The sequence below is a fragment of the Actinoplanes sp. CA-142083 genome, assembly GCF_050942195.1.
In the GTDB taxonomy this organism is placed as follows: domain Bacteria; phylum Actinomycetota; class Actinomycetes; order Mycobacteriales; family Micromonosporaceae; genus Actinoplanes.
On sequence record NZ_CP192076.1, the window covers coordinates 3,750,610 to 3,762,932 of the forward strand.

Here is a 12,323-nt window from a genome sequence, read left to right on the forward strand (position 1 = left end):
GAGACATGTCGTATCGACTCGGCGTGGATGTGGGCGGCACGTTTACCGACGTGCTGCTGGTCGACGAGGAAACGGGTTCGACGTGGCGGGCCAAGACCGCCTCGACGCCGAGCGATCAGTCCGTGGGCGTGCTGCACGGCATCGACAAGGTGTGCGCGGAGGCCGGCGTCGACCGGTCCGCGGTCGCCCACGTGCTGCACGGCACCACGGTCGCCACGAACGCGATCCTCGAGGGCAAGGGCGCCACCGTCGGCCTGGTCACCACCCAGGGCTTCCGGCAGGTGCTGCAGATCGCCCGCTCGTTCGTCCCGGGCGGCCTGGCCGGCTGGATCATCTGGCCCAAGCCCGAGCCCCTGGCGGCGTTGGAAAACACGGTCGAGGTCCCCGAGCGGGTCGGCAGCGACGGCACGATCATCACGGCCCTCGACGAGGAGGCGGCCCGCGCCCAGCTGCGCAAGCTCCGCGACAACGGCGTGGAGGCCCTGGCCATCTCGCTGATCAACGCGTTCGCCAACGATGTGCACGAGCGCCGCCTGCGCGAGATCGCGCGGGAAGAGCTGCCCGGCATAGAGATGAGTCTCTCCAGCGTGGTCCTGCCCGAGATGCGCGAATACGAGCGGGCCCTGACGACGGTCGCCAACGGCTACGTGCAGCCGCAGGTGGCCCGCTACGTCGGAAATCTGCGGACGAAGCTGGCGAGCGAGGGCGTCCGGGCCGAGCTGTCGATCCTGCGCAGCGACGGCGGTCTCTCGGCCGCCGAGGCGGCGATCGCGGCGCCGGTGACGATGCTGCTCTCCGGGCCGGCCGGCGGTGTGACGGGCGCGGTCTGGGTGGCCGAGCAGTCCGGCCACACCGAGCTGCTGACCTTCGACATGGGCGGCACCTCGACCGACGTGGCGCTGGTGCAGGGCGCGCAAGCGCGCATCGGTCGTGAGACCAAGGTGGGTGACCTCACGGTCCGTGCGTCGGCAGTCGACGTACGGACGGTGGGCGCGGGCGGCGGCTCGATAGCTCACGTTCCGCCGCTCACCAGGGCGCTCCGGGTCGGGCCACAGTCCGCCGGCGCCGAGCCGGGCCCCGCCGCGTACGGGAAAGGCGGCGACCAGCCCACGGTGACCGACGCCAACGTCGTGCTCGGCTATCTGCCGACGGCCCTGGCCGGCGGCGAGATCACCCTCGACCGGGAAGCGGCCCGCGCGGCGGTGCAGACGATCGCCGACGCCATGGGCCTGGCCAGCGTGGAGCAGGCGGCCGCCGGGATCATCGACATCGTCAACGAGAACATGCTGGGCGGCCTGCGGTTGGTCAGCGTGCAGCAGGGGTTCGATCCGCGCGAGTTCGCCCTGGTGGCGTTCGGGGGAGCGGGGCCGTTGCACGCCAACGCGCTCGGGCGGCTGACCGGGGCCTGGCCCGTGATCGTCCCGCCGTCGCCGGGTGTGTTGTGCGCGCTCGGCGATGCGACCACTTCGGCGCGGGATGAGTCGGCGCGGACCGTTTTGCGCAAGCTCGGAGACCTGACCGTCGACGAGTTCAACACGATATTCCAGGATTTGTCCGAATCGGCGAGCGCCCGCCTGGCCGAGCAGGGCGTGGCGGCGGAACAAATCGTATATTCGGCCGACGTCCGATTCGTCGGCCAGGGCAACGAGCTGCCGGTCACGTTCGAGCTGAATGACGGCCCGGAAAGGCTGGCCGCTCGGTTCGACCGCGAGCACGAGCGGCTCTTCTCCTTCACGCTGCCGGTCGACCACGAGCTGGTCAACGCGCGGGCGACCGTGACCGGCGCGAAGCCGACCGTCACGCCGATCCACCTGGAGAAGGGCGACGGCGATCCGGTCAGCGGCGGGACGACACCGATCTACGTGGACGGCCACTTCGTGGACGCGGCGCTCTACGACCGCCTCAAGCTGCGCGCCGGCGACGTCATCGCCGGTCCCGCGATCGTCACCGAGATGGACTCGACCACGCTCATCCTGCCCGGCCACACCGCCACCACCGACCCGTCCGGCAGCCTGCTGATCCGCCCGACCCAGGAGGCCTGAGCCATGGCCCGCATCGTGGAAGCGAACACCACCCCGGTCGAGCACGCCGACGTCGACCCGGTCACGCTCGACCTGGTCGAGAACGGCCTGCGCAACGCCCGCTACGAGATGGACGAGGTCCTTTTCCGTACGGCGTTGTCGCCCGGCATCCGCGAGCAGCACGACGAGTTCCCGCTGATCGCCGACCCGAGCGGCAAGATGGTCGTCGGCCAGTTCGGGCTCTCCATCCCCGACTTCCTGGCCGGGTTCGCCGGGGACATCGGCGAGGGCGATGTGCTGCTCACCTCCGACCCGTACTCGTGCGGCGCCGCCATCAGCCACGCCAACGACTGGCTCGTCGTCATGCCGGTCTTCTTCGACGGCCGCGTCGTCGGCTGGGCGTCGATGTTCGGCCACATGTCCGACGTCGGCGGCAAGACCCCGTCGTCGATGCCGACCGACGCCAAGACGATCTACGAGGAGGGCGTGGTCATCCCGCCCTTCAAGCTGTACGCCGCCGGCGAGCTCAACGAGGACGCGCTGCGCATCATCCTCAACCAGGTGCGCGTGCCCGACTGGAACCGCGCCGACCTCAACGGGCTGGTGGCCGCCTGCCGCACCGCCGCCCGCCGGGTCACCGAGATGTGCGCCCGTTTCGGCGTCGACACGTATCTGTCGGCCCTGGACGCCCTGCTCCAGCGCAATTACGACGCCATGAAGACCCTGCTGCACGTCGTCTTCGAGGAGGGCCGAACCCTCTCCTTCACCGACTACATCTGCGATGACGGGGTGGGCTATGGCCCGTACGAGCTGAAATTGTCTTTGACCCGCACCGGCGACAAGGTGCACTTGGACTTCACGGGTTCGTCCCCGCAGGCGATCGGCCCGGTGAACTATTACCTCAACGAGAACCTCGCCCGGATGTTCTTCGGCATCTACATGATCACGGTCGCGGACCCGCAGATCCTCTGGAACGACGGCTTCTATCCCTTGGTGGACGTCACCATTCCGGACGGCTCGTATTGGAAGCCCAAGCATCCCGCCGCCCTGAACGCGCGCAACCACGGCATCGGGCGTGTCTTCGACCTCTTCGGCGGCCTGCTCGGCCAGACCAACCCCGCCCTGCTCAACGCGGCCGGCTTCTCGTCGTCGCCGCACTTCATGTATTCCGGGAACTATTCCGGCGGCGACCGCAAGGGCGAGTGGTTCCAGCTGTATTCGATCGGCTTCGGCGGGATCCCCGGCCGGCCGCTCGGCGACGGCCCCGACGGGCATTCGCTGTGGCCGAGCTTCGTGAACATCCCGTGCGAGTTCCTCGAGTCGTATTACCCGCTGCGCATCGAGAAATGGGAGACGGTCGCCGACACCGGCGGCGCGGGCCTGCATCGCGGCGGCAACGGGGTCGACGTCGCCTATCGCTTCCTCGAGCCGGGCACGATCGCCATCCACGACGACCGCTGGCTGACGTACCCGTGGGGCGTGAACGGCGGTGAGCCGGGCGCCCGTGGCCGCAAATGGATCGACCGGGCGTCGGGAGAGCGCGAGATGCTGCCCAGCAAGTGCCACGACGTGCCGGTCCGCCCCGGCGACGTGCTGCACTTCGTGACGTGGGGCGGCGGCGGGTGGGGCGACCCCCTGGAGAGAGATCCGTCGCTGGTCGCCAAGGAGGTCCGGCGCGGCCTGGTCACGACGTCAGGAGCCCGTCGGTACGGCGTGGCGGTGCTCGACGACGGCCGGCTCGACGAGGCGGGCACCGAGTCGCTGCGGTCGGAGATGCGGACGAGCCGGCCGGCCGAGCTGCCGGTCTTCGACATGGGCCCGTCCCTCGACGTCATCCTGGAACGCTGCGAGGAGGAGACGGGCCTGCCCGCGCCCACCCGCCCGGTCTGGGCCTGAGCCGCCGGATGGCCCCGGGAAGCGCCCGGGGCCATCCGCGAGCCTCAGCCGAGGTAGTGCTCCCACGGGCCGGTGATAGCGAGCGTGATGCCCGGGACCTGGATGTTCACGAACAGGACCTTGCCGTCAGGGGAGAAGGTCGGGCCGGTGAACTCCGAGTAGGTCGGGACGCCGTTGCTGGTGCCGTTCGTGACCTGGTTGCGGGCGATCGCGTAGGTCGGGCCGCCCGGCACCGAGCTCAGCACGTGCGAGGCCCGCACGCCGTCCTCGGCCAGGACCAGGCTGCCCCACGGCGTCACCGTGACGTTGTCGGGGCCGTCGAAGGTCAGGTCGGCGTACTTCGGGAACTCGCCCTCGGTCTCCGCCGCGGGGTTGTGCGGGAAGTACGTGACCAGGGTGATCGTCTGGTCCTTGTAGTCGTAGAACCAGACCATGCCGTCGTGGCGGGTGGCGCCGGCCGGCAGGTCGTTGGCGCCGAAGGCGAAGCTGTTGACGATGTACGCGCCGCGGCCGTTGCTCCACACGCCCTCGAACTTCTTGCCACGGGTGACCGTGCCGTCGGCGAACTGGGTGCGGACCGGCGCCGTGCGGGCGTCCCGGTCGGGCACCTCGATCCAGGTCACCTTGAACGGGCGGCCGATCTGGGCCGACGTCAGGAACGCCACGTCGGGCAGGATGCTGCCGTCGTCGAGGCGGATCTGCATCGCCTCCAGCTTCCCGGCGTTGTCCGCCAGCTGGTTGGCGAGGCCGAGCCGCAGGCGCGTGCCGGCTGGCGCGGTCCATCGGTAGAACAGGCCGTTCGGACCGCTGGCGTCCTCCGACAGGTACACGTGCTTGAGATCCGAGTCGACGGCGAGCGCCTCGTGCTCGTACCGGCCGAACGCCTTGATCGGCTTGGGCAGCTGGCGCCCGGACTCGGCCTGCGACACCTCGAAGACGTACCCGTGGTCCTTCTCGTAGGTGCCGGTCTGCCCGGCCGCCGACCACGCCGTGCCCGCGTTGATGAAGGTCTCCTCGCAGGTCAGCCACGTGCCCCACGGGGTGACGCCACCGGCGCAGTTGCGCACGGTGCCGGAGATGCCGACCCACTCGGCGATCCGCTTGCCGCTGCCGTCGGTGGTGATGACCGTGCAGCCGCCGGCGTTCGGCGCGCCCGGGTCGTAGACGGTGCCGGCGATGTGCGGCACTCCGTACGTCCCCATGTGCGGGGTCATCTCGTGGTTCTGGATGACGGTGAGCCGGTTGCGGCCGTCGGCGACCACCCCGGTGCCGTCGTGGAAGGCGGGCGTCTTGCCCTGGCCGCCGGAGAGATCGGTGACGCCCTCGCGGGTGACGATCTTGTAGGTGAAGCCGGCCGGCAGGGCCAGGATGCCGTTCGGGTCGTCCTGCAGCGGCGGGAACGGGCGCCCCGAGCCGCGGCGCGGGCCGCCGTGCCCGGACGAGGCCGCGGCCGGCCCGGAAAGCGCGGGCAGCGTGCCGGCGACGGCCAGCCCGACACCCGCGGTGCCACTGGCAAGGATTTGACGGCGAGAAATGGCCATGCTGGGTCAACCTCCTAAGCGAACCTGAGCGGAGCCCACCAAAGCGTCATCCTCTGACGTGCCGAGAAACATCAAATGGCCGCTGGCACCATGCGTGAATTCATGTCGATCAACCCGGTAGGGCATTTATCGGCAGATGTCAGCCCGGCCGGAGCAGAGCCTCGCGCAGCGCCGCCCGCGAGCTGATCTCCAGCTTTCCGAAGACGCTGGCCAGGTGGGAGCCGACCGTCCGGTGCGAGACCTGCAGGCGGGCGGCGATCTCGCGGTTGGTCAGCCCGGCGGCGGCCAGATCGGCCACCACCTCCTCCTGCGGCGTCAGTCGTCCGCCGCCGCGGGTGGCCGCGGTCGCGTTCAGCTCGGTGCGCGCCCTCTCGGCCCACGGTGACGCGCCCAGGCGCTCGAAGACGCCGAGGGCGGACGCCAGCACCGGCCGGGCGTCCTTCGCCCGCCGCTGACGGCGCAACTGGCTGCCGTAGGAGAGCTCGAGCCGGGCCCGGTGGAACGTGCCGGCCTCGGCGTCCCCGGCCAGCACGGTCTCGAACGAGGCCTCGCCGACCATCGCGGCCACGCCGGCGTGGACGAAGGCGTAGCGAGGTGACAAATCGGGCACTTGAGAAGCCGCCGAGGAGGCCACGTGCGCGCGGGCGCGGTCGAGGCGACCCGTGGCCAGGCACGCCTCCACGAAGTCGAGCAACATCCACGGCGCGTACCGATCATGGGGTTCGAAAGGCGCCGCGACCGGCAGCAATATCCCGTACGCGTCCTCGAAGTCCCCTCGGCCCAGGGCCGCGACCGCCGTCGCGTGCGTGAGCATCATCCTCGCGGCGTTCGCGCCGCGCGGCACCGGTCCCTGATAGGCCCAGGCGTCCAGCCGCGCCAGCTCCTCCTCGTCGCCACGCGCCGCATGGAGGTAAGCCTGCACGTAGCGCGCGGGAAGCTCCTGCAGCGGCCGCCGCAGCCGGCGACTGAGCTCGACTACCTCGCCGGCCCGCCGGCCCGCCGAATCCCACTCCCCGCCGCGCAGTTCCTCGACCGCGAGCATCGCCATCGCCAGCAGTTTCACCTGATCGGCGGGGCCGTCGAGGACCTGCCGCAGCGCGGAACGACATCCGGTCAGACGATCCACCGTGTACGCCGCCATCGCCACCCGCATCACGGTGGCCCGATCGGTCTGCTCGTCGAGCGCCGCTATGCCGTGGTCCAAAGCATCCGTGTCGGTGAGCCCCGGCCGGGCGAGGGCCTCGGCCGCCGTGACCAGCGCCGGCGGCAAGGAGGACGCGTGCCGCGCGAGCACCTCGTCGAAGGATGCCCACATCGCCGGGTCGTGCCCGACCACGCAGACCAGCAGCAGCGCGTGCACCGCGTCGGCGAGCACGGGCGACGGGCCGGACAAACCGCGGATGCCGGTCACCAGCAGCCGGTGCGCGCCGCGGATGTCGCCGTTGGTGTGCAGCAGCAGGTCGGAGCGGGCCAGCACGGCCGTCAGCGACGAGGCGACCAGCGGGTCGCAGCGGCGTGCGCGGGCCAGCAGGGCGGACACCTCGTCGAGCGAGGCGGTGAACTGCGCCTTGATCCGCGCGGCCTCGGCCAGCCGCCGGGCGCGGTCGCTCGCCACCGGACTCGTCTCGGCCGCCCGGATCAGCAACGCGGCCGCCTCGCCCTTGGACGGTGTGCACTGCGCCGCCTCCTCGAGCAGCGCCGCGACCCGCGAATCGGGCCCGATCGTGGCGTTGGCCAGGTGGTGTGCGCGTTCCGCGGGGCCGGCGCCGGGACGCGAGGCCAGGCGCAGGTGGGCCGCGCGGCGCTCGGAATGCGTCGAGGCGCTCAGCACGGCGTCCCGGAGCTCGGCGGACATCGGCAGGCCCGGCTGCAACGCCTGATCGAGCAGGCTCGTCACGTTCCACCACCTCTGCGCAACACGTCGGCGAGAGCCGCGCGCGAGCTCACGCCGAGCTTCGGGAACATGCCATAAAGGTAGTTTCCGACGGTGCGGGCCGACAGCGTGAGCTGCGTCCCTATCTCCTTGTTGGACATGCCCGCGGCGACCAGCTCGGCGATCCGCAGCTCGACCGGGGTGAGGCACGCGGCCGGCGCGGAGGTCTGGCGCCCGTCGCCGGTCGCGCGCAGCAGCTCGGCGGCGCGTCCGGCCCAAGGCCGGGCGCCGAGGCGCCGAAACCATCGCAGGGCGGTCCGCAGATGAGGGCGGGCATGGTGCGGTGCGCGGTGATTGCGCAGATTCTCCCCGTACGCGAGCTCAGCGCGCGCAAGTTCGAACGGCCAGAGTTGTGCGCCGGGGAAGGTCACCGCCCGCTCGAACAGCTCGGGGTCGTCGGCGGCCATCGCCTCGGCCACGGCCAGCACGAACGGCAGCCGCGCGGAGAGCCGCGTGGCCGGCCAGTCCCGCAGAGCTGCCACGTGCCCGGCCGCCGCGCCCCGCCGGCCCGCCCGCACGGCGCTCTCCACCAGGTCCAGCGCCGAGCGGGCGGCGTGCACCCGGTAGCGGCCGGGCTCCTCCGCGTACCGGTAGGCGCGCTCGCCGTCCCCGCCGGCCAGGGCCAGCGAGCAGCGGATGTGGCTGGCGAACTCGCCGGCCAGCCCGATCCGGTCGTCGGCGTGCCGGCGTTCCAGCTCGCGCGCCCGCAGCCGGGCGACGTCGGTCCGGCCCCGGGCCGCCGCGACGAGCCCGCCGATCATCTGCACGAACAGCAGGCTCAGCCCGGCCCAGCCCTGCTCGGCCGCGATCCGCTCGGAGCGGACGACCAGCCGCTCCGCCTCGTCCCACTGCCCGGCCGCCCACGCGTCGATGCACCACGCGCTGCGGGCCCGCTGCCCGGCCATCGGCGCGCTGTCGGCCTCGCCGTCGCGCGCGATCCGGACGATCGGCTCGCGGCCCGCGCCGAGCCGGTCCAGCGAGACCAGGACGATGCTGGCGCGCAGCACCGCCGCCGGATCGGTCTCGGCGCGCAGGTCGTCCAGCAGCTGTTCGGCTTCCTCGATCGAGGTGCGGCCGGTGTCGAAAGCGCCGGCGAAGACCCGCACCGGCGGGGGCAATCTTTCCTCGTACGCGTCAAGAAAGGTCTCGAAGATCGGCCAGAGATCGGCGCGCCCGGCGAACATGGCCAGCCCGAGCAGGGCGTGCAGCGCCTCCTCCAGGGCCGCGTCGGCGGGCCGGCGTGCCGCGCGCAGGATCGTGGCCAGCTGCAGGAACCGGGCGCCCGGATCGCCCTGCGCCGTCCGGTGCGCGGCCGCGACCGCCGACTCGAGCGACTCCGGGACCGGGTCGCCCACCGGCGGCAGCCCGATCAGCGCCGCGTCCAAATAATCGGCGCGGGCCAGCCGCCGGGCGCGCTGCTGGGGATCCGGGCTGAGCGCGCCGGCTCGCAGCAGCGCCGACGCGGCCGCCCGGGGCTTGCCGTCGGCCAGGTGGTCGTCGGCCGCCGCCTCGAGCGCCGCGGCGACCGTCTCGTCCGGCCCGGTGGTGGCCGCGGCGAGGTGCTCGGCCGCCCGCGGCTGGTCGAAACCGGACAGTGCCGCGGCCACCGCGCGGTGTGCCTCGCGGAGCTCCGCCTCATCGGCCTGGTCGATCAGCAGCGTGCGTGCCTGCGGTGGGCTGAAGACGATCCGCCGGCGCTGCTCGTCCACGGTGATCAGCCGGGCGCGCTCGGCCGGCTCCAGCACGGCAGGGGACTCCCCGGCGAGCACGCGCAGGTCGCCGGACTCGTCGACGGCGGCGGCGAGCAGTGCCCGCCGGGTGTCCGCCGGCAGCGAGCCGAGGCGATCGATCAGGGGGTCCGGCATGCGAACCAGCCTGGTCGCGGAAGCTTGACAGAACAATCCGTCATTGTTCGATGCCGTGCCGGACCGGCTTAGGTAATAGTGCTGAGGCTATCGGCACCTCGCCCGAGCAGGCTCTTACCGAGAGAGATCTGGGGTGGGAGGGGCAGATGGGGGTCGTCGGGAGGTCGAGCGAGTTACGGCGGATCGGGGCGACGCTGCGCGACGGCGGCGCGCTGCTGGTGGTGGGTGACGCCGGCGCCGGCAAGAGCGCCCTGCTGGACGCGGTCGCCGGGGGCGGCGGCCGGGTGCTGCGGGCGACCGGGGTGGAGTTCGAGTCGCGGATCCCGTACGCGGGGCTGCACCAGTTGCTGCTGCCGGCGGTGCGGGACACGGCCGCGGGACCGGCGTTGCGGGTCGCCCTCGGGCTGGACGACGGGCCGGCGCCCGACCCGCTCAGCGTCTCCAACGCGGTGCTGGCGTTGCTTGCCGAGCGGTCGCCGGTGACGTTGCTCGTCGACGATCTGGACCTGCTCGACCGGCCGAGCGCGACGGTACTCGGGCTGGTGGCGCGCCGGCTGACCGGCCTGCCGGTGGCCCTGATCGGTGCGCAGCGGGCCGGCGCGGGCGGCTTCTTCGAGCGCAGCGGCCTGCCCCGGCTCGTGCTGGAGCCGCTCGGCGAGGACGCGAGCCGGGAGCTGCTCGACCAGCGGCACCCGGGCCTGGACCCGCGGGCCCGGCGGCGGCTGCTGGACGAGGCGCGGGGCAACCCGCTCGCGTTGATCGAGCTGCCGATGGGCCGCCGGTTGGGTGCGGCGGACGCCGACCGGATCGGCGCGCTGCCCGGACCGGCCCGGGAGCTGTTGCTGCTGGCGGCGCTGACCGGCGAGCCCGCCGACGTGCGGGCCGTCGCCGGCACGGCTGCGGGGTTGAGCGACCTCGATCCGGCAGTGCGGGCCGGCGTGATCGACGTCGACCCGGAGACCGGCCGGCTGAGTTTCCGGCGGCCGCTGAGCCGCTTCGCGGTGATCGAAGGGGCCACGCTGGGTGAGCGGGCCGAGGCGCATCGCCGGCTTGCCGATCGGGCCGCCGACCCGGTGCGCCGCGCGTTCCACCTGGCCGAGGCCACGATCGAGCCGGACGAGAAGGTCGCCGAGCTCGTCGAGCAGGCCTCACGGACCGTGCTGGAGCGCGGCGACGCCGTGGCCGGCCTGGAGACCCTGACCCGATCGGCCGAGCTGAGCACCGACCGGCGGGCACGAGTCCGGCGGCTGGCCCGGGCGGCGACCCTCGGCGCCGAGCTGGCCGGCACGCTCGACCACGCGCAGCGGCTGCTGGACGAGGCGAACCGCTCGGCGGAGGACGCGTCGGGCTCGCTGGAGCTGGCCACCGCAGCGGCCAGCGTGCTGTTCAACCGGGACTGCGCTGTCGACGCCGCGCACCGGCTGCTGACCCGGGCGCTGGACGCGCACGTCGGCGACCTCGATCAGGAGGCGGTGGCGGAGGCGCTGCAGTTGCTGCTGGAGCTGTGCTGGTTCGGCGGGCGGCCGGAGCTCTGGCCGCCGTTCCACGAGTGGGTGCGGCGGCTCGGCGCGGACGCGCCGGACACGCTGCGGATCGGCGCGGCGGCACTTGCGGATCCGGTCCGGCTGGCGGCGCCGGTGGTGGTCGATCTCGAGGTCGAGATGCGTACGTTGTCGCGCACCGAGAACCCGCGGCGCATCATCCGCCTCGGGCTATTCGGCACCTATGTCGACCGGATCGGGCCGGCCCGGGAGGCGCTGCACCGGGTCGTCGAGGACGGCCGCCACGGGGGAGCGGTGGCCGCGGCGCTCAACGCGATCGTCACGCTGTCGGTGGACGGCTGGGTGCGTGGCCGCTGGGACGAGACGCTGCTGCTGATCGGGGAGGGGCAGCGGCTGAGCCGGGAGCGGGGCTACACCCGCTACGACGCGGCGCTCGGCTGCTACCTGGGCAGCCTGATCGGGGCGGCGCGCGGCAACCAGGACGCCGAGGCGGCGGCGGTCCGGCTGGAACGGTGGGCGAGCGCGCGCGGCGCCCGGATCGCGCTGGCCTTCGCGGCCCACGTGCACTGCGTGGCGGCGCTGGGGCGGGGGGAGTTCGAGGTGGCGTACCGGCACGCGACGGCGGTCGCGCCGCCCGGCATGCTGCCCTCGCACCAGCCGCAGGTGCTCTCGCTGCTGCTCGACCTGGTCGAGTCGGCCGTGCGCACCGGCCGCGAACATCAGGCGCGCCGGCACGTCGCGGCGATGCGGGCGGCTTCGCTGGACCGGCTGTCGTCGCGGCTCGCGCTCGTGGTGGGCGCGGCCGAGGCGCTGATCGCCCCCGAAGACGAGCGGGCGACGCTGCTGGAACAGGCCCTCGCGGCGCCGGGCGCGAGCCAATGGGCGTTCGCGCAGGCCCGGGTGCGGCTGCTGCTCGGCGAGGCGCTGCGCCGGCGACGGCAGATCACCGAGGCCCGCCGGCAGCTCGCGGCGGCGGTCGAGGCGTTCGACCGGCTCGGCGCGGGCCCGTGGTCGGGGCGGGCCGCGGCCGAGCTGCGGGCGGCGGGTCCCACCCGGTCCGTCGGCGCGCTGCTGACAGCCCAGGAGCGGGAGATCGCCGAGCTCGCGGCGACCGGACTGACGAACAAGGAGATCGGGGAGCGGCTGGCGCTGTCACCGCGGACCGTCGCGGCACACCTGTACCGCACGTTTCCGAAGCTCGGGATCAGCTCCCGGGCCGCTCTTCGCGACGCCCTGACTCGATGAAGCCGGCCCTAGCGGCCGGCGCGCCACCGGTAGGTGCGCACGGCCAGCGCGATCACGGAGCCTAGGACCGTCGCGCAGGTCAGCACGACGCCCTTCCAGCCCCAGGCGACCATGGCGACCGAGAGCAAGCCCCAGGTCATGCCGCCGACGATCAGAAGTGTCACAAGCACCGGGCGCGTGAACGGGGGCATCCCCGTACGCGCCAAGGACGGATAGTCGCTGGTCAGGCGCTCGACTATGTCCTCGAACTCCTGCCGGGTGTCCCTGCTGGCCATCCGACGCCTCCCGATCGTGTTAAGGACCGTTCAGGCAGGAGACTA

General features: G+C 72.8%; 7 protein-coding genes. 3 read left to right on the forward strand and 4 right to left on the reverse strand.

Annotated elements, in window-relative coordinates:
* Positions 1–5 precede the first annotated feature (5 nt).
* Complete coding sequence (locus ACQPZX_RS17155) at positions 6–2,042, forward strand: hydantoinase/oxoprolinase family protein (protein WP_433381465.1); 2,037 nt, start codon at positions 6–8, stop codon at positions 2,040–2,042.
* 3 nt (positions 2,043–2,045) lie between these two features.
* A complete protein-coding gene (locus ACQPZX_RS17160; protein ID WP_433381468.1) occupies positions 2,046–3,917 on the forward strand; it encodes a hydantoinase B/oxoprolinase family protein in 1,872 nt (623 codons plus the stop codon).
* Positions 3,918–3,961: 44 nt separating this feature from the next.
* Here ACQPZX_RS17160 and ACQPZX_RS17165 read toward each other — a convergent pair whose 3' ends face one another.
* The 3 genes from ACQPZX_RS17165 to ACQPZX_RS17175 all read right to left on the reverse strand — a co-directional run bounded on the left by ACQPZX_RS17165 (position 3,962) and on the right by ACQPZX_RS17175 (position 9,256).
* Positions 3,962–5,458, reverse strand: a complete 1,497-nt coding sequence (locus ACQPZX_RS17165) for an alkaline phosphatase PhoX (RefSeq protein ID WP_433381475.1) — start codon at positions 5,456–5,458, stop codon at positions 3,962–3,964.
* Positions 5,459–5,597: 139 nt separating this feature from the next.
* Positions 5,598–7,355, reverse strand: coding sequence for a LuxR C-terminal-related transcriptional regulator (locus ACQPZX_RS17170; protein ID WP_433381478.1), 1,758 nt, complete (start codon positions 7,353–7,355; stop codon positions 5,598–5,600).
* Positions 7,352–9,256, reverse strand: coding sequence for a LuxR C-terminal-related transcriptional regulator (locus tag ACQPZX_RS17175; RefSeq protein ID WP_433381481.1), 1,905 nt, complete (start codon positions 9,254–9,256; stop codon positions 7,352–7,354). Before ACQPZX_RS17175 ends, ACQPZX_RS17170 begins: the two co-directional genes overlap by 4 nt.
* A 146-nt stretch (positions 9,257–9,402) precedes the next feature.
* Between ACQPZX_RS17175 and ACQPZX_RS17180 the strand changes: the two genes are divergently transcribed.
* Positions 9,403–12,003, forward strand: coding sequence for a LuxR C-terminal-related transcriptional regulator (locus ACQPZX_RS17180; RefSeq protein ID WP_433381483.1), 2,601 nt, complete (start codon positions 9,403–9,405; stop codon positions 12,001–12,003).
* Between the two features lie 8 nt (positions 12,004–12,011).
* Here ACQPZX_RS17180 and ACQPZX_RS17185 read toward each other — a convergent pair whose 3' ends face one another.
* Positions 12,012–12,278 (reverse strand): hypothetical protein, encoded by a 267-nt coding sequence (locus ACQPZX_RS17185; RefSeq protein ID WP_433381486.1) that lies wholly within the window; start codon positions 12,276–12,278, stop codon positions 12,012–12,014.
* Positions 12,279–12,323: the final 45 nt, after the last annotated feature.